The organism is Duodenibacillus massiliensis (assembly GCF_928721995.1).
In the GTDB taxonomy this organism is placed as follows: domain Bacteria; phylum Pseudomonadota; class Gammaproteobacteria; order Burkholderiales; family Burkholderiaceae_F; genus Duodenibacillus; species Duodenibacillus massiliensis.
The window spans coordinates 1332799-1350229 of the sequence record NZ_OV788642.1 but is presented as its reverse complement, the minus strand read 5'-3'; the positions used below and the strand labels follow the sequence as shown (position 1 = coordinate 1350229).

Here is a 17431-nt window from a genome sequence, read left to right as displayed (position 1 = left end):
AATCAGATCAGATCGAGCTCTTCACCCAACAGGCCGCCCGCGCGGGTGTCGGCAAGAATCGCGGCTTCAAGTTCGGCCGGAGGATCAATGACGCCGCGGGCTTCGGGGTGTCCGGTAAGCCAAAGGGCCCCTGCGTTATGAAGGGCCATGGTGGCGTCAATGTACTTCATGAGCGTGGGTTCGGTGAGAATAAAGTTAAGCGGCCGCTTTCCTTCCAGAACGCGCGAAGCGGGAACGCCCGGGCCGTATTCATCCTCCACGCCCATATTGGCCAGGAGAGCCCGGCTTTCGGTGTAAGCGCGGGCATCAGCCGCGTATGTCGCTGCGCCGGCCACACCCGTGGCGGTGACAACGGCGTGGGCTGCTGCGACAGCCTTTTCAACGGCGGCTTTGTCGTTAAAGGCAATCCACGTGACGTCCGTGAGGGTTTTAAGGCGCGCTGAGATCGTGGAGGGTTCCGTCACCACACTGATGCGGGCGCCGAGCTGATGCGCGTAGGTGATGAGACCGGTGCCCACCTTGCCGCTGCCGAAAATGACAAGGTTTTTCCCCGTCCAGTCTTTAAATCCGAGCTGTGCCATAGCGCGGTAAAAGCTTTCGCCTGTCCCGAGACACGTTTCAATGCGCTTGATGCGGCCCGCGTCGGCGATGAAAACGGGATGCGCGGGATTTTTGTAATGCGGCACTCCGGAGCGCGTGAGTTCGACGGTGCCGATACGGGTCGGGCTTTCGATAAAGGCGGCGGCACAGTCAAGAATGAGGTCGTACTGTCCGGCATCTGACCGGGCATCCGCGACCGCAATGCCGTTTGCTCTTAAGCAGTCAAGGGCGGCCGGGTCATTGGGCATGACCTCTGAAATCCCGACCGTGAGCCGGGCGCCTGCGGCCGCAAGTGCCCGGTATTTGGCAAAGGTGTTGAAGTAAACGGGGGTGGCGTCAAGCACCGAGAGCCCTTCAAAGGGCCGGGTTCGGGCCCAGCGGGCTGTTTGTGCGCAAAGGGCGGGGTATTCGTCGGGTTTGTAGCGCGCTTTCAGCGGCGCATCAAAGACAGAAGTGAACATAGGTGCTTAAAACGACAAACGGAAAAACGCAGGCTGCGGGCTCAAAACACAACATCCTGTGCAAAGTGCCCGCATTATGACAAAGCGGCGGGGAAAATTGCGCAAAAAGAGCATGAGACGCTTGACATTATTGGAAAAAAATACGATACTCCCGTTCTTTTCCGAAGCCTGCAGATTGTCGGAGGCCGTTTTGTGCGTCCGAAGGCAGCTTTGCAGGAAAGGAAAAGAATTCACCAGCAACATGTCTCCCCGAGAACCTTTCGGACGTGTGCCGCAAAGGGGCGAGGGGATGGTTTTACACAGAAAATACGGACACTATGCCCACTATTAATCAGCTTGTGCGCAAGCCCCGTGAGCTTACGCATGACAAAAGCAAGAGCCCTGCTCTGAAAAACAGCCCGCAGAAGCGCGGTGTTTGCACCAAGGTCTACACGACGACCCCGAAGAAGCCGAACTCGGCTCTGCGTAAGGTCGCCAAGGTCCGCCTCACCAACGGCTTTGAAGTGATTTCCTACATCGGCGGCGAAGGCCACAACCTGCAGGAACACTCCGTGGTTCTCATCCGCGGCGGCCGTGTGAAGGATCTTCCCGGTGTGCGTTATCACATCGTGCGCGGTTCTCTCGATACCCAGGGTGTCAAGGATCGTAAGCAGGCTCGTTCCAAGTACGGCGCCAAGCGCCCGAAGGCAGCGTAATTCGCGGCGACACTTGTCAGCCGTAAATGGACGGTCCGCGCTTAATACTGGACCGAGTAAGTCGCAGTCGCCCGGAAGCTTTTCCGAGTGTGTACTGCATTAAGTAATACAAGGCCCCGGACAAAGCAAACGAAGTTTCCGGCAGGCCTTAAAGACTGAAGACAACGAAAGAGGAAAAAATGCCCCGTCGTCGCGAAGTACCCAAGCGTGAGATTCTCCCTGATCCGAAGTTCGGCAGCGTTGAAATCTCCAAATTCATCAACGTCGTCATGCTCGACGGCAAGAAGGCCGTCGCTGAACGCATCGTCTACGGTGCTCTGCAGCACATTGAAGAAAAGTCCGGCAAGAACGCTCTTGAAGTGTTCACGACCGCCCTCAACAACGTCCGTCCGCTCGTGGAAGTGAAGAGCCGCCGTATCGGCGGTGCGAACTACCAGGTGCCGGTTGAGGTCCGTCCTGTCCGCCGTCTGGCTCTGGCAATGCGCTGGCTGCGTGAAAGCGCGAAAGCCCGTTCCGAAAAGTCTATGCCCCAACGCTTGGCTGGTGAGCTGTTGGAAGCTGCGGAAGGCCGCGGCGGTGCTATGAAGAAGCGTGACGAAGTGCATCGTATGGCTGAAGCCAACAAGGCCTTCTCGCATTTCCGCTTCTAATTCTGACAATCCGATGCGGGAGAAGCCCTTCGGGCGTCTCTCCCGTGTCATTACCCTGATAAGAGTAAATAAGTCATGGCTCGTACTACTCCGATTTCGCGCTACCGCAATATCGGTATTTCTGCCCACATTGACGCGGGCAAGACCACGACGACCGAACGTATTCTGTTCTTCACGGGCGTCAACCATAAGCTCGGTGAAGTCCACGACGGCGCTGCCACGATGGACTGGATGGAACAGGAACAGGAACGTGGTATCACGATTACGTCCGCCGCTACGACCTGCTTCTGGCGCGGCATGGACATGCAGTACCAACCGTACCGTTTCAACATCATCGACACCCCGGGGCACGTCGACTTCACGGTTGAAGTCGAACGTTCCATGCGTGTGTTGGACGGCGCGGTGATGGTTTACTGCGCTGTGGGCGGCGTTCAGCCCCAGTCTGAAACCGTTTGGCGTCAGGCCAACAAGTACGGCGTTCCCCGTATTGCGTTCGTCAACAAGATGGACCGCACGGGCGCCAACTTCTTCAAGGTCGTCGATCAGATGGAAAAGCGTCTGAAGGCGCACCCCGTGCCGATCGTGATTCCGATCGGTGCCGAAGACAACTTCAAGGGTGTGGTTGACCTCATCCGCATGAAGGGCATCATTTGGGACGAAGCCAGCCAGGGCACGAAGTTCGAATACATCGACATCCCGGCTGAACTCGCTGAAGAAGCCAAGGTCTGGCACGACAAGATGGTCGAAAGCGCTGCTGAAGCAAGCGAAGACCTCATGAACAAGTACCTTGAAGAAGGTGAATTAAGCCACGAAGAAATCGTGAAGGGTATCCGCCAGCGCTGCATCGCCGGCGAAATCCAGCCGATGTTCTGCGGCTCCTCCTTCAAGAATAAGGGCGTGCAGCGTATGCTCGACGGCGTGATTGAATTCCTGCCGTCTCCGGTTGACATTCCCCCGGTTAAGGGCTTTGACCTCAACGACCAGGAAGTCGAACGTGAAGCAAGCGACGATGCGCCGTTCTCGGCACTGGCCTTCAAGATCATGACCGACCCCTATGTCGGCCAGCTCACCTTCCTGCGCGTTTATTCCGGCATCCTGAAGTCCGGCGAAACCGTTCTCAACTCCGTCAAGGACAAGAAGGAACGTATCGGCCGTCTGCTGCAGATGCACGCCAACGAACGTAAGGAAATCACGGAAAGCGAAGCCGGCGACATCGCCGCTGCCGTGGGCCTGAAGGATGTTACGACCGGCGATACGCTCTGCGACATGGCCAAGCCCATCATCCTCGAACGCATGGAATTCCCGGAACCTGTGATTTCTCAGGCTGTGGAACCCAAGACCAAGGCCGACCAGGAAAAGATGGCGCTCGCCCTCGGTCGTCTTGCCCGCGAAGACCCGTCCTTCCGCGTGCGCACCGACGAAGAAAGCGGCCAGACGATTATTTCCGGTATGGGCGAACTGCACCTGGAAATCATTGTCGACCGTATGCGTCGTGAATTCGGTGTGGAAGCCACGGTCGGTAAGCCCCAGGTTGCCTACCGCGAAACGATCCGCTCCACGGTCGAAAACGCCGAATGCAAGTTTGCCAAGCAGTCCGGCGGCCGCGGCCAGTACGGTCATGTCGTGCTTAAGCTCGAACCGCTCCCTGCCGGCAAGGGCTTTGAGTTCGTCGATGCCATTAAGGGCGGTGTGGTTCCGCGTGAATACATCCCGGCGGTTGAAAAGGGCGTCGAAGACACCCTCAAGGCCGGTGTGCTCGCCGGTTACCCGGTTGTGGACGTGAAGGTCACGCTGCACTTCGGTTCTTACCACGAAGTCGACTCGAACGAAAACGCGTTTAAGATGGCCGCCTCCATGGCCTTCAAGGACGGTATGCGTAAAGCCAACCCCGTTCTGCTTGAACCGATCATGAAGGTCGAAGTCGAAACGCCGGAAGAAAAGATGGGCGACGTGATGGGCGATCTTTCCAGCCGCCGCGGCGTCATCCAGGGTATGGATGACCTCATGGGCGGCGGCAAGGCGATCCGTTGCGAAGTGCCGCTTTCCGAAATGTTCGGCTACTCCACGTCGCTGCGTTCTCTGACGCAGGGCCGTGCAACCTACGTGATGGAATTCGACCACTACGCGGAAGCTCCGCGCAACGTGGCTGAAGCCATCATCGCTGAAAAGACCAAGTAATCAACCCGTTTTGCAGTAAGGGGCCGGAAAATCCCTTTCCGGCTCCGGCAAAACAGACAGTCAATTTAAAAAGGACCATAAAAAATGGCCAAGGAAAAATTTGAACGAACCAAGCCGCACGTTAACGTCGGCACCATCGGTCACGTTGACCACGGTAAGACCACGCTCACTGCTGCTATCTGCACGGTTCTCTCCAAGAAGTTCGGCGGCGAAGCCAAGGCTTACGACCAGATCGACGCGGCTCCTGAAGAAAAGGCCCGCGGCATCACGATCAACACCGCTCACGTTGAATACGAAACCGCCAAGCGCCACTACGCTCACGTCGACTGCCCGGGGCACGCCGACTATGTGAAGAACATGATTACCGGTGCTGCCCAGATGGACGGCGCCATCCTCGTTGTGTCCGCTGCTGACGGCCCCATGCCCCAGACGCGTGAACACATCCTTCTGGCCCGCCAGGTGGGTGTTCCCTACATCATCGTCTACCTGAACAAGTGCGACATGGTTGACGATCCGGAACTGCTCGAGCTCGTTGAAATGGAAGTCCGCGAACTTCTGTCGAGCTACGACTTCCCGGGCGACACGATCCCGATCATCAAGGGTTCCGCCAAGCTCGCTTTGGAAGGCGACACGGGTGAACTCGGCGAACAGTCCATCATGAAGCTCGCCGAAACGCTCGACGACTACATCCCGACGCCGCAGCGCGCTCTGGATCAGCCGTTCCTGATGCCGATCGAAGACGTGTTCTCGATTTCCGGCCGCGGCACCGTTGTGACGGGCCGTGTCGAACGCGGTGTGATCCGCGTCGGCGACGAAATCGAAATCGTCGGCATCAAGCCCACGCAGAAGACGACCTGCACGGGCGTGGAAATGTTCCGTAAGCTGCTTGACGAAGGCGAAGCCGGTGACAACGTCGGTATTCTGCTGCGCGGCACGAAGCGTGAAGACGTGGAACGCGGTCAGGTTCTCGCGAAGCCCGGCACGATCACCCCGCACACGAAGTTCACGGCTGAAGTGTACGTTCTGACGAAGGAAGAAGGCGGCCGCCACACCCCGTTCTTCAAGGGCTATCGTCCGCAGTTCTACTTCCGTACGACGGACGTGACCGGTACGATCGAACTGCCGGAAGGCACCGAAATGGTGATGCCCGGCGACAACATCACGATGACCGTTCAGCTCATTTGCCCGATCGCTATGGAAGCCGGTCTCCGCTTCGCTATTCGTGAAGGCGGTCACACCGTGGGTGCCGGCGTCGTTGCCAAGATCATCGAGTAATTTTTGATACTCGTTTGAAAACTTGACAGTTTTAGGGGGTGCAGATATACTGCGCCCCCTTAGTTCTTTTATCTGTTCTTTTTCAGGAATACATCCAATGCAGTCTCAGCGCATCCGCATCCGCCTCAAGGCGTTTGACTACAAGCTGATCGATCAGTCCGCTCTCGAAATCGTTGACACCGCCAAGCGCACCGGCGCCGTGGTCCGCGGACCGGTTCCGCTCCCCACGCGCATCCAGCGTTTCGACATTCTGCGTTCCCCGCACGTCAACAAGACGAGCCGTGATCAGCTCGAAATCCGCACCCATCAGCGTCTGATGGACATCATTGACCCGACGGACAAGACCGTGGACGCGCTCATGAAGCTCGATCTGCCGGCCGGCGTCGACGTCAAGATCAAGGTGCAGTAATCTGAAAAGGTTTTAAACGCAGGGTTTCTTCAGGGCTCTTCGGCAGAAGGTGAGGAGCAGGGGAGACCGGCGTTTTTTCATGTCGTTTCTGGCTTCCGAAGCAATCGATCGGTGTTCGAATACTTGCAGACGAACCTCCCGTCGTGAAACGATTTTTTTAAAGTACGGTCCCGGCCAATCGTAGCCGGGGTGGAGAAATAAATGAGTGATAAGCTCGGCTTAGTCGGCCGCAAGATCGGCATGACGCGCATCTTCCAGGATGACGGCAAGTCCGTCCCCGTGACGGTGCTCGATGTGTCCGGTAACCGTGTCACGCGTGTGAAGACGGTGGAAACCGACGGCTACAATGCAATCCAAGTCGCGTTCGGCACGAAAAAGCCCTCGCGCGTCAACAAGGCTGCTGCCGGTGAATTCGCCAAGGCTGGCGTTGAAGCCGCTGCCGTGTTGAAAGAGTTCCATATCGATGCTGACAAAGTTGCCGAATACAAGCCCGGCACTGTTCTCGGCGCCGACATCTTCACGGAAGGCCAGAAGGTCGACGTGACCGGCACCACCATCGGTAAGGGTTTTGCCGGCGTTATCAAGCGCCACCACTTCTCGTCCAACCGCGCCAGCCACGGTAACTCCGTGACGACCCGTGCACCGGGCTCTATCGGTAACCGTCAGGATCCGGGCCGTGTTTTCCCGGGTAAGCGTATGGCCGGTCAGCTCGGCAACGCCCAGCGTACGACGCAGAACCTGGTTGTGGCCCGCGTCGATGCCGAACGCGGTCTGCTGCTCGTCCGCGGTGCCGTTCCCGGTTCCAAGGGCGGTGAAGTCGTCGTGCGTGCGGCGGTCAAGGCCTAATTAGGAGCGATCAATGGAACTCAATGTACTCAATGAACAGGGCCAGGAATCGGCAAAGCTTGCCGCTTCCGATACCGTGTTCGGTCGTGAATACAACGAAGCCCTGGTGCACCAGCTCGTGGTTGCCTACCAGGCCAACGCTCGTCAGGGTACCCGTGCGCAGCTTAACCGCCGCGACGTGCACCACACGACGAAGAAGCCCTGGCGTCAGAAGGGAACGGGCCGTGCCCGCTCCGGTATGAGCTCGTCTCCCCTGTGGAGAGGCGGCGGCCGTACCTTCCCGAATACGCCGGATGAAAACTTCACCCAGAAGATCAACAAGAAGGCCTATCGTGCCGCCATGCAGACGATCTTTTCCAAGCTCGCTGCCGACGGTCGCCTTGTTGTGATCGATTCGATCAGCGCCGAAACCCCGAAGACGAAGGATTTCGCCGCTAAGCTGAAGGCTCTCGGTGCCGTTGAACACGTCATGGTGATCACCGCTGAAGTCTCTGACAACCTGTACCTGGCTTCCCGCAACCTCAAGAACGTTCTGGTTGTGGAGCCGCGCTACGCCGATCCGCTCAGCCTGATCTACTACAAGAAGATCGTGGTGACGAAGGATGCGGTCGCCAAGATCGAGGAGATGCTGGGATGAAACAAGATCGTCTGTTGAAGGTGCTTGCCGGCCCCGTGATCTCCGAAAAGAGCACGATGCTCGCCGAAAAGAACCGTCAGTACACGTTCCGCGTCGTGCCCTGTGCCACGAAGGCGGAAGTCAAGGCCGCTGTCGAACTGCTCTTTAAGGTCAAGGTCGACGGTGTTCAGATTCTGAATGTGAAGGGTAAGGTCAAGCGTGCCGGCCGTAACGGCGGTGTGCGCAGCGATGTCCGCAAGGCCTACGTCACCCTCGCTCAGGGTCAGGAAATCAACTTCGCGCAAGAGGTGAAGTAAATGGCTCTCGTCAAAACCAAACCGACGTCGGCCGGCCGCCGCCACATGGTGAAGGTCGTTACGCCCGGTCTGCATACCGGCAAGCCTTTTGCCGCGCTTACCGAGAAGAAGAACCGCGGTTCCGGCCGCAACAACAACGGGCACATTACGTGCCGTCACAAGGGCGGCGGCTCCAAGCGTGCCTACCGTCTGATCGACTTCCTGCGCAACAAGGACGGCATCTCCGCCCGCGTTGAACGCATCGAATACGATCCGAACCGTTCTTCTCACATTGCTCTGGTGTGCTATGCCGACGGCGAACGCCGTTACATCATTGCTCCCAAGGGCCTGAAGGTCAATGACACGATCATGTCGGGTCAGGAAGCTGCGATTAAGGTCGGCAACACCCTTCCGCTCCGCAACATCCCTGTGGGCACCACGATTCACTGCATCGAAATGCTGCCGGGCAAGGGCGCTCAGCTCGTCCGTTCCGCCGGTGCGTTCGCTCAGCTGATCGCCCGCGAAGGTGACTACGCTCAGGTCCGCCTGCGTTCCGGTGAAGTGCGCCGCATTCTTATCGAATGCCGTGCCACGATCGGTACCGTCGGTAACGAAGAAAACAGCCTGCGTGAACTCGGCAAGGCCGGTGCCACCCGTTGGCGCGGCATCCGTCCGACCGTCCGCGGTAAGGTGATGAACCCGGTTGACCATCCGCACGGCGGTGGTGAAGGCCGTACCGGTACGGGTCGTCCGCCTGTTACGCCTTGGGGTCAGCTCACCAAGGGTTACCGTACTCGCAACTCCAAGCGCACGGACTCCATGATCGTCCAGCGCCGTTATGACAAGTAAGGGGGCCTCGTAATGTCTCGTTCGTTAAAGAAAGGACCGTTTGTCGACGGTTCTCTCATGAAGAAGGTCGAAGCCGCCCAGGCCAGTCGTGACAAGCGTCCGATCAAGACCTGGTCGCGCCGCAGCACGATTGTCCCCGAATTCATCGGTCTGACGATTGCTGTTCACAACGGCCGCCAGCACGTACCTGTGTACGTCAATGAAAACATGGTCGGCCACAAGCTCGGCGAATTTGCTCTGACGCGTACCTTCCACGGTCACGCTGTGAGCGCCGACAAGAAGGTCAAGGGGTAATGTAAATGGAAACTACTGCAATTGTCCGTGGTGTTCGCCTCTCGGCTCAGAAGGGCCGTTTGGTTGCAGACCTCGTTCGCGGTAAGCCCGTGGACAAGGCCCTCAACATCCTCACGTTCACGCAGAAGCGCGCTGCCGTCATCATCAAGAAGGCGCTCGAATCTGCCATCGCCAACGCCGAGCACAACGACGGTGCCGACATTGACGATCTGCGCGTGAAGAAGATCTACGTGGAAAAGGCCACGACGCTGCGCCGTTTCGGTGCCCGCGCCAAGGGCCGCGGTACGCGTATCTCGAAGCAGACCAGCCACATCTTTGTGACGGTCGGCGACTAAGGTAAAGGTGAACCATGGGTCAGAAAATTAATCCTACCGGCTTCCGCCTTCCCGTTACGCGCAACTGGACGTCGCGCTGGTACGCGGTCGGCCGTGAATTTTCCCGTACGCTCGGCGAAGACCTCCGTGTCCGCGCCTTCCTTGAGAAGAAGCTCAAGGCTGCGAGCGTTTCCCGTATCCTGATCGAGCGTCCCGCCAACAACGCCCGCATCACGATTTTCTCTGCTCGTCCCGGTGTTGTGATCGGCAAGCAGGGTGCTGACATCGAACAGCTCAAGGCTGAAGTTCAGAAGATGGTCGGTGTGCCCGTGCACATCAACATCGAAGAAGTCCGCCGTCCTGAGCTCGATGCGCAGTTGATCGCCGACGGCATCACCCAGCAGCTTGAAAAGCGCGTGATGTTCCGCCGCGCCATGAAGCGCTCGATGCAGAACGCCATGCGTCTCGGTGCCAAGGGCATCAAGATCATGAGCGCTGGCCGCTTAAACGGCGCCGAAATCGCCCGTACCGAATGGTACCGCGAAGGCCGCGTTCCGCTTCAGACGCTGCGTGCCAACATTGACTACGGTTTTTCCGAAGCCAATACCACGTACGGCGTGATCGGCGTGAAGGTGTGGGTCTACAAGGGTGACAACCTCGGCCGTGATGAGGCTGTTGAAGCGGCTCCGGCTCCTGCCGACCGTGAAGACCGCCGTCGTCGTCCGAGCCGCCGTCCCCGTAAGGCCGAAGGCGCTGAAGGCGAGGGCAAACCCGCCGCCCGCCGCAGCCGCAAGGCCGCTGCTCCTGCAGCTGCCGAAGCTAACAAAGACGGAGAATAATCGATGCTGCAACCGAATCGTACCAAGTACCGTAAGGACCAGAAGGGTCGCAACTACGGTCTGGCTCAGCGCGGCGCGAACGTTTCGTTCGGTGACTTTGGTCTCAAGGTTATCGAACGCGGTCGCCTGACGGCCCGTCAGATCGAAGCTGCACGTCGTGCTCTGACGCGCCACATCAAGCGCGGCGGCCGTGTGTGGATCCGTGTGTTTCCGGACAAGCCCATTTCGAGCAAACCCGCCGAAGTCCGTATGGGTAACGGTAAGGGTAACCCTGAATACTGGGTTGCGCTGGTCCAGCCGGGCCGCGTGCTCTATGAAATGGACGGCGTTGACGAGAACCTTGCTCGCGAGGCCTTTGCCCTTGCTGCCGCAAAGCTTCCTCTGAAGACGAAGTTCGTTGTCCGCCAGATCGGCATGTAAGGAGACGGACATGAAGGCAAAAGAACTGCGCGCCATGGATGAGGCTGCGCTTAACAAGGAACTGAATGACCTGCTGCACGCACACTTCAAGTTGCGTGTTCAGAAGGCCACTCAGCAGCTCCAGAACTCGAACCAGCTGCGCACGACGCGCCGTGACATTGCGCGCGTTCGCACGGTTCTCGCTCAGAAGGCGGCCGCGAAATGACGGAAAATAACGTTGAAACCAAGGCGCTCACCCGTACTCTCGTCGGTACGGTCACGAGCGACAAGATGGATAAGACTGTGACGGTCCTCGTGGAACGCCGCGTCAAGCATCCTCTCTACGGCAAGTACATCGTGCAGAACAAGAAGTACCATGCGCACGACGAAAGCAACACCTGCGGTATCGGTGACAAGGTGGAAATCGCTGAGTCCCGTCCGATCTCCAAGACCAAGTCCTGGAAGGTCACCCGCGTGATCGAAAAGGCCGTCGTCATCTAAGCCGACTGCGTTTTCAAAAACTGCTTGCAAGTAAGCCGGATTTTCGGCTATACTTGCGGGCCTGCGAAAAAGCCGACCGCAAGGTCGGCCTTTTCGTCGCATTTTCCGGATCATCCGGACCAGTGTTTCTGCCCGCCAGACTGCAGTGACGGCGGTGTTTCTCGGAAGCAGGGGTACGGTGTGGTCTTTCTCCCGTACGGGACCAATACTATCCGTGACTTCACGGAATAAGTTGGAAATTACGTAGCCATGATTCAGATGCAAAGCAGACTGGACGTCGCCGATAACACCGGTGCGCGTTCAGTAATGTGTTTTAAGGTGTTGGGCGGCTCCAAGCGCCGCTATGCAAACATCGGTGACGTCATCAAGGTGACGGTAAAAGAAGCTGCCCCGCGCGGTCGCGTCAAGAAGGGTGAGGTCTACAACGCTGTTGTGGTCCGCACCGCCAAAGGCGTGCGTCGTGCCGACGGCTCTCTCGTCCGTTTTGACGGCAACGCCGTTGTTTTGCTCAACTCGAAGCTCGAGCCTGTGGGCACCCGTATCTTCGGACCGGTCACGCGCGAACTGCGTACCGAGAAGTTCATGAAGATCGTGTCTCTCGCTCCCGAAGTGATTTAAGGAGGCCGACAAGATGCAACGCATCCGTAAAGGTGACGAAGTCATCGTCATCGCCGGCAAGGACAAGGGTAAGAAGGGCGTCGTCCTCTCCCGCGTCGATGAAAACCATGTGACCGTTGAAGGCGTCAACGTTGCCAAGAAGCACGTTCGTCCCAATCCGATGACCGGCGTTGAAGGCGGCATCGTTGATAAGGTTTTGCCGATTGACCACTCCAATGTGATGCTCGTCAATCCCGCAACCGGTAAGGGCGACCGCGTCGGCTTTAAGGTTGTCGACGGCAAGAAGGTCCGCGTGTTCAAAAGCAACGGCGCCCAGGTCGGCGCCAAGGCGTAAGGAGTCCGGACGATGAGTCGTTTTCACACTCTCTACAACGACGTTGTTGTTCCCGAACTCACCAAGAAGTTCGGCTACAAGACGATCATGCAGGTTCCCCGCATCACCAAGATCACCCTCAACATGGGTGTCGGTGAAGCCGTGAACGATAAGAAGATGGTCGACAACGCTGTTGCCGATATGACCAAGATCGCCGGCCAGAAGCCTGCCGTCACCCGTACCCGTAAGGCCATCGCGAACTTCAAGATCCGCGAAGACATGCCCATCGGCTGCAAGGTGACCCTGCGCGGCGAACGTATGTATGACTTCCTTGACCGCCTGGTGACCATTGCCTTCCCGCGCGTCCGCGACTTCCGCGGTGTGTCGGGCCGTGCCTTTGACGGCCGCGGCAACTACAACATCGGCCTCAAAGAACAGATCATTTTCCCGGAAATCGAATACGACAAGATTGATGCAATCCGTGGTATGAACATTTCCATTACGACGACGGCCAAGACCGATGAAGAAGCCAAGGCGCTTCTCGCGGGCTTCCACTTCCCGTTCCGCAATTAAGCCCAGAAGGTGCTAGGAAAATGGCAAAGTTATCTTTGATCAACCGCGAACTCAAGCGTGAAGCCACTGTGGCTAAGTTTGCGGCTAAGCGCGCCGAACTGAAGGCGATTATTAACGACGCTGCCCGCCCGATGGAAGAACGTCTGGCTGCGCGCGCCAAGCTCCAGACGCTTCCGCGTGATGCGAGCCCCGTGCGCCTGCGCAACCGCTGCGGCCTCACCGGCCGTCCGCGCGGTACGTTCCGTAAATTCGGTCTGGCCCGCGGCATGATCCGTGATGCGGCCATGCGCGGTGACATTCCCGGCCTTGTTAAGGCCAGCTGGTAAAGCGAGGAGATTACTAAATGAGTATGAGTGATCCGATCGCCGATATGCTGACCCGTATCCGCAACGGGCAGATCGTCGACAAGACTGAAGTTGTGATGCCGAGCTCCAAGCTCAAGGTGGCCATTGCCACGGTGCTTAAGGACGAAGGCTACATCGACGGTTTCTCCGTTGTGAGCAACGAAGGCAAGTCTGAACTGCATATCGGCTTGAAGTACTATGACGGCCGTCCCGTGATCGAACGCATTGAACGTGTGTCTCGTCCCGGACTTCGTATCTACAAGAACCACGGTTCCATCCCGCAGGTGATGAACGGCCTGGGCATCGCGATCGTTTCCACCCCCAAGGGTGTGATGACCGACCGCAAGGCCCGCTCCGAAGGCATCGGCGGCGAAGTTCTGTGCTACGTCGCTTAATTGAGGGGAGAACAATATGAGTCGTATTGGTAAGCTTCCCGTTCACCTGGGTAAGGGCGTCGACTGCAAGATCGTCGACGGCAACATCATCGTCAAGGGCCCCAAGGGCGAAGTGACGATGCACGTTCTTCCCATGGTCGGCGTCGACATCAAGGACGGTGTTGTGCACTTCACGCAGTTGAATGAAACCCGTGAATCCAACGCCAACATGGGCACGATGCGTGCCCTCGTCAACGACATGAACAAGGGCGTTACCGTGGGCTTTGAAAAGAAGCTCACGCTCGTGGGCGTGGGCTATCGTGCCCAGGCTCAGGGTGACAAGCTCAATCTTCAGATTGGCTTCTCGCACCCCGTTGTGCACCAGATGCCCGCCGGCGTCAAGGTTGCAACGCCGAGCCAGACCGAGATCATCATCTCGGGCGCCGACAAGCAGAAGGTCGGTCAGACCGCTGCCGTCGTCCGCAGCTATCGTGCCCCGGAACCCTATAAGGGCAAGGGCATCCGTTATGCCGACGAACATGTCGTCATCAAGGAAACCAAGAAGAAGTAAAGCGGGGACGTGAGACTATGATCAACAAGAAGGAAAACCGTCTGCGCCGCGCCGGTGCCACTCGCGCCCGCATCAAGCTGCAGAAGGTCAATCGTTTGACGGTGCACCGCACCAACCTGCACATTTACGCCACCATCATCGCTCCCGAGGGCGACCGCGTGCTCGTTTCTGCTTCCACGCTCGAAGCCGAAGTCCGCGCCAAGCTCGCTGCTGATGGCAAGACGGGCGGCAACATCGCTGCTGCGAAGATTGTCGGCGCCCGTCTGGCAGAGAAGGCAAAGGCCGCCGGTATCGAATCCTGCGCTTTTGACCGTTCCGGTTATCGTTACCACGGCCGCGTTGCCGCGCTGGCCGAGGCCGCGCGCGAAGCCGGCCTCAAGTTCTAATAGGAATCGAGGCTTATGGCTAAGGTTGATAAGAAGAACGCCGCCGAAGAAATTGATGACGGCATTCGCGAGAAGATGATTGCGGTTAACCGCGTCACCAAGGTTGTCAAGGGCGGCCGCATTATGGCGTTTGCTGCTCTGACCGTGGCCGGCGACGGCGACGGTTCCATCGGCATGGGTACGGGCAAGAGCCGCGAAGTTCCGGCTTCCGTTTCCAAGGCCATGGAACGCGCCCGCAAGTCCATGATCAAGGTTCCGTTGAAGAACGGCACGATCTATCACGCTGTTGAAGGCCGTCACGGCGCCAGCCGCGTGATCCTCATGCCCGCCGTTGAAGGTACCGGTGTCATCGCCGGCGGCCCGATGCGCGCCATGATGGACGCCGTCGGCATCCGTAACGTGCTGGCTAAGGCTTACGGTTCCACGAATCCCTACAACATCGTCCGCGCGACAATCAACGCTCTTGAAAACCTGCGTTCTCCGGCTGATATCGCCGCCAAACGCGGTAAGACCGTTGAAGAGCTGACGGCCTAATGTGCTGAGGACTGAGCAAAATGGCAGACAAAAAGACAGTCAAAGTCACGCTCGTGAAAAGCCCGATCGGCACCAATGAAAAGCAGCGCGCTACGCTGCTCGGACTTGGTCTGAAGAAGCTTCACCAGACGCGTGAACTCGAAGACACGCCCGCCGTGCGCGGTATGATCACCAAGGTCGCCTTCTTAGTGCGTGCCGAATGATCGAAGGAATTACAGACATGCGTTTGAATACTCTGAAGCCCGCTGAGGGCAGCAAGAGCGCCGCGCACCGTGTCGGTCGCGGCGTGGGTTCGGGCTGGGGCAAGACCGCCGGCCGCGGCCACAAGGGTCAGAAGTCCCGTGCCGGTGGTTTCCACAAGGTCGGGTTCGAGGGCGGCCAGATGCCTCTGCATCGTCGTCTTCCGAAGCGCGGCTTCACTTCGCTTACCCACAAGTTCGTTGAAGTGATCCGTCTGTCGGATCTCGAAAAGCTTCCCGTTGATGAAATCGATCTGGCCGCTCTGCGCCAGGCCGGTCTCGCCGATGGTCTGACTCAGGACGCCCGCGTGATCGCCGCCGGCAAGCTCACCCGCAAGGTGACTGTCCGCGGTCTTAAGGTCACCAAGGGTGCTAAGGCAGCTATCGAAGCGGCGGGTGGTTCGGTTGCTGAATAACTTCAGCTTCCCCTGAACCGACTTTTTCCGACTTTAATAACGCTTTAGGACATCGACGTGGCGAATAGCCCCAGCAACAAACCGACAGGGCTGGCAAAGTACGGCGACCTCAAAAACCGCCTGATCTTTCTGCTGTTGGCTCTGATTGTGTACCGAATCGGTGCTCACGTGCCGGTTCCGGGTATTGATCCCGACATGCTGCGTCAGCTCTTTGATGAGCAGAAGGGCGGCATTCTCGGGCTGTTCAACATGTTCTCCGGGGGCGCACTCTCGCGCTTCTCGGTGTTCGCTCTCGGCATCATGCCCTACATCTCTGCAGCGATTATCATGCAGATGCTGTCGTACGTGCTGCCGAGTCTTGAAGCGTTGCGTAAAGAAGGCGAATCCGGCCGCCGCAAGATTACCCAGTACACGCGCTACGGCACGCTGCTGCTCGGGTTCTTCCAGGCGGTCGGTATTGCAGTTGCTCTGGAAAGCCAGGCCGGGCTTGTTCTCGCGCCGGGCTTCATGTTCCGCTTCACCTGTGCCGTGAGCCTGGTGACCGGAACGATGTTTCTGATGTGGCTCGGTGAGCAGATCACCGAGCGCGGTCTCGGCAACGGTATTTCCATCATCATCTTCGCCGGTATTGTGGCCGGGCTGCCGAGTGCGGCAAGCGGACTGTTCCAGCTTGTGAGCACCGGTGCCATTTCGCCCCTTGCCGCGATTTTTGTGATCGCCGTTGTTGTGCTCGTCACGGCTTTCGTGGTGTTCATCGAACGCGGTCAGCGCCGCATCACCGTGAACTATGCACGGCGTCAGATCGGTAACAAGATTTACGGTGGACAGGCTTCCTATCTGCCGCTGAAGATCAATATGTCGGGTGTGATTCCCCCGATCTTTGCGTCTTCGCTGATTTTGTTCCCGGCAACGCTGGCGGGCTGGTTCACGAGCGGTGATTCCACGCGCTGGATCCGTGACCTTGCAGCAGCACTAAGCCCCGGGCAGCCGCTTTACACGCTTCTTTATGCCGCGCTCATCATTTTCTTTGCCTTTTTCTACACGGCTCTTGTTTTCAATCCGAAGGAAACGGCTGAGAATCTGAAGAAAAGCGGTGCGTTTGTGCCCGGTATCCGTCCGGGTGAGCAGACGGCGCGTTACATCGATAAGGTGCTCGTGCGTCTGACGTTGGGCGGTGCCGCGTATCTGACATTTGTGTGCCTTGTGCCTGAATTCCTGAATCTGCGTTTCAACGTGCCTTTCTACTTCGGCGGCACCTCGCTGCTGATCGTGGTCGTTGTGACGATGGACTTCATGAGCCAGGTTCAGGCCTACATGATGTCGCACCAGTATGAGAATTTGCTCAAGAAGACCAACTTCAAGGGCTTTGGTGGCCGCGCCTAACTCAGGTTAACGGTCCGCCGTAATTAAACACAGGGTCCCGGGCCGCATGCCGGAGACCGCTTCAGGAAAAACACTGAAAGCGGAAGAGGCGGCGGCCCTGAAAGACCGGCAGAAAAAACGAGGCATCCGCACGCAAAATTTTGCGCTGAGGATTGTTTCAGGTCCCACAGGTTGTGGAAGGCGTTGCGGGCACTACGCGCAGCGGCATCCGGTAAACCTCTGCGGGACTTGTTTTTTCAGGAAAATAAGGTAAAATCTCGCCCTTTCCGCCAGTCGGACACTGACTAATGCTCCCGAAGGCCGCCCAACCAGAACGGCACGAGGGAGTCGGAGATGAAAATGAAGGTTAACGCTTCGGTCAAAAGAATGTGCCGCAAGTGCAAGATCATCAAGCGCAAAGGTGTTGTGCGTGTGATCTGCGAAGACCCGCGTCACAAGCAGCGTCAAGGCTAATTGAG

28 protein-coding genes are annotated in these 17431 nt (G+C 58.0%); 27 read left to right on the top strand and 1 reads right to left on the bottom strand.

Annotated elements, in window-relative coordinates; genetic code table 11:
* Positions 1-2: 2 nt before the first annotated feature.
* A complete protein-coding gene (locus NXF97_RS06190) occupies positions 3-1061 on the bottom strand; it encodes an NAD(P)-dependent oxidoreductase (protein WP_274955480.1) in 1059 nt (352 codons plus the stop codon).
* A gap of 317 nt (positions 1062-1378) precedes the next feature.
* On the opposite strand from NXF97_RS06190, the gene rpsL reads away from it, so the two are divergent.
* The 27 genes from rpsL to rpmJ all read left to right on the top strand — a co-directional run bounded on the left by rpsL (position 1379) and on the right by rpmJ (position 17426).
* Positions 1379-1756, top strand: coding sequence for a 30S ribosomal protein S12 (gene rpsL, locus NXF97_RS06185; protein WP_022372551.1), 378 nt, complete (start codon positions 1379-1381; stop codon positions 1754-1756).
* A gap of 179 nt (positions 1757-1935) precedes the next feature.
* Positions 1936-2406: a 30S ribosomal protein S7 gene (gene rpsG, locus NXF97_RS06180; RefSeq protein WP_074008614.1), complete on the top strand. Its 471-nt coding sequence runs from the start codon at positions 1936-1938 to the stop codon at positions 2404-2406.
* Positions 2407-2481: 75 nt separating this feature from the next.
* A complete protein-coding gene (fusA, locus tag NXF97_RS06175) occupies positions 2482-4584 on the top strand; it encodes an elongation factor G (protein WP_022372553.1) in 2103 nt (700 codons plus the stop codon).
* 84 nt (positions 4585-4668) lie between these two features.
* Complete coding sequence (gene tuf, locus NXF97_RS06170) at positions 4669-5859, top strand: elongation factor Tu (protein WP_074008611.1); 1191 nt, start codon at positions 4669-4671, stop codon at positions 5857-5859.
* A gap of 97 nt (positions 5860-5956) precedes the next feature.
* Positions 5957-6268 (top strand): 30S ribosomal protein S10, encoded by a 312-nt coding sequence (rpsJ, locus tag NXF97_RS06165; RefSeq protein WP_022372973.1) that lies wholly within the window; start codon positions 5957-5959, stop codon positions 6266-6268.
* Positions 6269-6469: 201 nt separating this feature from the next.
* Positions 6470-7114, top strand: coding sequence for a 50S ribosomal protein L3 (gene rplC / locus NXF97_RS06160; protein ID WP_022372972.1), 645 nt, complete (start codon positions 6470-6472; stop codon positions 7112-7114).
* A 13-nt stretch (positions 7115-7127) separates the two neighbouring features.
* Positions 7128-7751, top strand: coding sequence for a 50S ribosomal protein L4 (gene rplD, locus NXF97_RS06155; RefSeq protein WP_022372971.1), 624 nt, complete (start codon positions 7128-7130; stop codon positions 7749-7751).
* Positions 7748-8047: a 50S ribosomal protein L23 gene (gene rplW, locus NXF97_RS06150; RefSeq protein WP_022372970.1), complete on the top strand. Its 300-nt coding sequence runs from the start codon at positions 7748-7750 to the stop codon at positions 8045-8047. The genes rplD and rplW overlap by 4 nt, the downstream gene beginning before the upstream one ends.
* The gene (gene rplB, locus NXF97_RS06145; protein ID WP_074008615.1) at positions 8048-8875 is read left to right on the top strand and encodes a 50S ribosomal protein L2; all 828 of its coding nucleotides are present in this window, start codon (positions 8048-8050) and stop codon (positions 8873-8875) included.
* 12 nt (positions 8876-8887) lie between these two features.
* Positions 8888-9169 (top strand): 30S ribosomal protein S19, encoded by a 282-nt coding sequence (rpsS, locus tag NXF97_RS06140; RefSeq protein WP_022372968.1) that lies wholly within the window; start codon positions 8888-8890, stop codon positions 9167-9169.
* Positions 9170-9174: 5 nt separating this feature from the next.
* Positions 9175-9504 (top strand): 50S ribosomal protein L22, encoded by a 330-nt coding sequence (gene rplV / locus NXF97_RS06135; RefSeq protein WP_022372967.1) that lies wholly within the window; start codon positions 9175-9177, stop codon positions 9502-9504.
* A gap of 14 nt (positions 9505-9518) precedes the next feature.
* Positions 9519-10322, top strand: a complete 804-nt coding sequence (gene rpsC, locus NXF97_RS06130; protein ID WP_274955479.1) for a 30S ribosomal protein S3 — start codon at positions 9519-9521, stop codon at positions 10320-10322.
* 3 nt (positions 10323-10325) lie between these two features.
* Positions 10326-10742, top strand: a complete 417-nt coding sequence (gene rplP / locus NXF97_RS06125) for a 50S ribosomal protein L16 (RefSeq protein WP_022372965.1) — start codon at positions 10326-10328, stop codon at positions 10740-10742.
* A 10-nt stretch (positions 10743-10752) separates the two neighbouring features.
* On the top strand, positions 10753-10947 hold the full coding sequence (gene rpmC / locus NXF97_RS06120) for a 50S ribosomal protein L29 (RefSeq protein ID WP_274955478.1): 195 nt from the start codon (positions 10753-10755) through the stop codon (positions 10945-10947).
* Positions 10944-11222: a 30S ribosomal protein S17 gene (gene rpsQ / locus NXF97_RS06115; protein ID WP_022372963.1), complete on the top strand. Its 279-nt coding sequence runs from the start codon at positions 10944-10946 to the stop codon at positions 11220-11222. Before rpmC ends, rpsQ begins: the two co-directional genes overlap by 4 nt.
* Positions 11223-11471: 249 nt before the next feature.
* Entirely contained in the window at positions 11472-11840 is a 369-nt protein-coding gene (gene rplN, locus NXF97_RS06110) for a 50S ribosomal protein L14 (RefSeq protein WP_022372962.1), read from the top strand.
* Between the two features lie 13 nt (positions 11841-11853).
* Positions 11854-12174, top strand: coding sequence for a 50S ribosomal protein L24 (rplX, locus tag NXF97_RS06105; RefSeq protein ID WP_022372961.1), 321 nt, complete (start codon positions 11854-11856; stop codon positions 12172-12174).
* A 12-nt stretch (positions 12175-12186) separates the two neighbouring features.
* Positions 12187-12726, top strand: coding sequence for a 50S ribosomal protein L5 (rplE, locus tag NXF97_RS06100; RefSeq protein WP_022372960.1), 540 nt, complete (start codon positions 12187-12189; stop codon positions 12724-12726).
* 20 nt (positions 12727-12746) lie between these two features.
* On the top strand, positions 12747-13052 hold the full coding sequence (gene rpsN / locus NXF97_RS06095; RefSeq protein WP_022372959.1) for a 30S ribosomal protein S14: 306 nt from the start codon (positions 12747-12749) through the stop codon (positions 13050-13052).
* A gap of 17 nt (positions 13053-13069) precedes the next feature.
* On the top strand, positions 13070-13465 hold the full coding sequence (gene rpsH / locus NXF97_RS06090) for a 30S ribosomal protein S8 (protein WP_022372958.1): 396 nt from the start codon (positions 13070-13072) through the stop codon (positions 13463-13465).
* A 16-nt stretch (positions 13466-13481) separates the two neighbouring features.
* Entirely contained in the window at positions 13482-14015 is a 534-nt protein-coding gene (rplF, locus tag NXF97_RS06085) for a 50S ribosomal protein L6 (protein ID WP_074008617.1), read from the top strand.
* Between the two features lie 20 nt (positions 14016-14035).
* Positions 14036-14401 (top strand): 50S ribosomal protein L18, encoded by a 366-nt coding sequence (rplR, locus tag NXF97_RS06080; RefSeq protein WP_074008628.1) that lies wholly within the window; start codon positions 14036-14038, stop codon positions 14399-14401.
* Positions 14402-14416: 15 nt separating this feature from the next.
* Complete coding sequence (rpsE, locus tag NXF97_RS06075; protein ID WP_022372955.1) at positions 14417-14935, top strand: 30S ribosomal protein S5; 519 nt, start codon at positions 14417-14419, stop codon at positions 14933-14935.
* Positions 14936-14955: 20 nt separating this feature from the next.
* On the top strand, positions 14956-15138 hold the full coding sequence (gene rpmD / locus NXF97_RS06070; protein ID WP_022372954.1) for a 50S ribosomal protein L30: 183 nt from the start codon (positions 14956-14958) through the stop codon (positions 15136-15138).
* A gap of 17 nt (positions 15139-15155) precedes the next feature.
* Positions 15156-15590, top strand: a complete 435-nt coding sequence (gene rplO, locus NXF97_RS06065; RefSeq protein WP_022372953.1) for a 50S ribosomal protein L15 — start codon at positions 15156-15158, stop codon at positions 15588-15590.
* 57 nt (positions 15591-15647) lie between these two features.
* Positions 15648-16973 (top strand): preprotein translocase subunit SecY, encoded by a 1326-nt coding sequence (gene secY, locus NXF97_RS06060; protein WP_022372952.1) that lies wholly within the window; start codon positions 15648-15650, stop codon positions 16971-16973.
* A gap of 339 nt (positions 16974-17312) precedes the next feature.
* Positions 17313-17426 carry a 50S ribosomal protein L36 gene (rpmJ, locus tag NXF97_RS06055; RefSeq protein WP_074008629.1) on the top strand — a complete coding sequence of 38 codons (114 nt, stop codon included), beginning with the start codon at positions 17313-17315 and terminating at the stop codon, positions 17424-17426.
* Positions 17427-17431: the final 5 nt, after the last annotated feature.

Bases quoted from the DNA above. Each gene is read 5' to 3' on its own strand.
- NXF97_RS06190 (WP_274955480.1), bottom strand. From the start codon at position 1,061: ATGTTCACTTCTGTCTTTGATGCGCCGCTGAAAGCGCGCTACAAACCC.
- rpsL (WP_022372551.1), top strand. From the start codon at position 1,379: ATGCCCACTATTAATCAGCTTGTGCGCAAGCCCCGTGAGCTTACGCAT.
- rpsG (WP_074008614.1), top strand. From the start codon at position 1,936: ATGCCCCGTCGTCGCGAAGTACCCAAGCGTGAGATTCTCCCTGATCCG.
- fusA (WP_022372553.1), top strand. From the start codon at position 2,482: ATGGCTCGTACTACTCCGATTTCGCGCTACCGCAATATCGGTATTTCT.
- tuf (WP_074008611.1), top strand. From the start codon at position 4,669: ATGGCCAAGGAAAAATTTGAACGAACCAAGCCGCACGTTAACGTCGGC.
- rpsJ (WP_022372973.1), top strand. From the start codon at position 5,957: ATGCAGTCTCAGCGCATCCGCATCCGCCTCAAGGCGTTTGACTACAAG.
- rplC (WP_022372972.1), top strand. From the start codon at position 6,470: ATGAGTGATAAGCTCGGCTTAGTCGGCCGCAAGATCGGCATGACGCGC.
- rplD (WP_022372971.1), top strand. From the start codon at position 7,128: ATGGAACTCAATGTACTCAATGAACAGGGCCAGGAATCGGCAAAGCTT.
- rplW (WP_022372970.1), top strand. From the start codon at position 7,748: ATGAAACAAGATCGTCTGTTGAAGGTGCTTGCCGGCCCCGTGATCTCC.
- rplB (WP_074008615.1), top strand. From the start codon at position 8,048: ATGGCTCTCGTCAAAACCAAACCGACGTCGGCCGGCCGCCGCCACATG.
- rpsS (WP_022372968.1), top strand. From the start codon at position 8,888: ATGTCTCGTTCGTTAAAGAAAGGACCGTTTGTCGACGGTTCTCTCATG.
- rplV (WP_022372967.1), top strand. From the start codon at position 9,175: ATGGAAACTACTGCAATTGTCCGTGGTGTTCGCCTCTCGGCTCAGAAG.
- rpsC (WP_274955479.1), top strand. From the start codon at position 9,519: ATGGGTCAGAAAATTAATCCTACCGGCTTCCGCCTTCCCGTTACGCGC.
- rplP (WP_022372965.1), top strand. From the start codon at position 10,326: ATGCTGCAACCGAATCGTACCAAGTACCGTAAGGACCAGAAGGGTCGC.
- rpmC (WP_274955478.1), top strand. From the start codon at position 10,753: ATGAAGGCAAAAGAACTGCGCGCCATGGATGAGGCTGCGCTTAACAAG.
- rpsQ (WP_022372963.1), top strand. From the start codon at position 10,944: ATGACGGAAAATAACGTTGAAACCAAGGCGCTCACCCGTACTCTCGTC.
- rplN (WP_022372962.1), top strand. From the start codon at position 11,472: ATGATTCAGATGCAAAGCAGACTGGACGTCGCCGATAACACCGGTGCG.
- rplX (WP_022372961.1), top strand. From the start codon at position 11,854: ATGCAACGCATCCGTAAAGGTGACGAAGTCATCGTCATCGCCGGCAAG.
- rplE (WP_022372960.1), top strand. From the start codon at position 12,187: ATGAGTCGTTTTCACACTCTCTACAACGACGTTGTTGTTCCCGAACTC.
- rpsN (WP_022372959.1), top strand. From the start codon at position 12,747: ATGGCAAAGTTATCTTTGATCAACCGCGAACTCAAGCGTGAAGCCACT.
- rpsH (WP_022372958.1), top strand. From the start codon at position 13,070: ATGAGTATGAGTGATCCGATCGCCGATATGCTGACCCGTATCCGCAAC.
- rplF (WP_074008617.1), top strand. From the start codon at position 13,482: ATGAGTCGTATTGGTAAGCTTCCCGTTCACCTGGGTAAGGGCGTCGAC.
- rpsE (WP_022372955.1), top strand. From the start codon at position 14,417: ATGGCTAAGGTTGATAAGAAGAACGCCGCCGAAGAAATTGATGACGGC.
- rpmD (WP_022372954.1), top strand. From the start codon at position 14,956: ATGGCAGACAAAAAGACAGTCAAAGTCACGCTCGTGAAAAGCCCGATC.
- rplO (WP_022372953.1), top strand. From the start codon at position 15,156: ATGCGTTTGAATACTCTGAAGCCCGCTGAGGGCAGCAAGAGCGCCGCG.
- rpmJ (WP_074008629.1), top strand. From the start codon at position 17,313: ATGAAGGTTAACGCTTCGGTCAAAAGAATGTGCCGCAAGTGCAAGATC.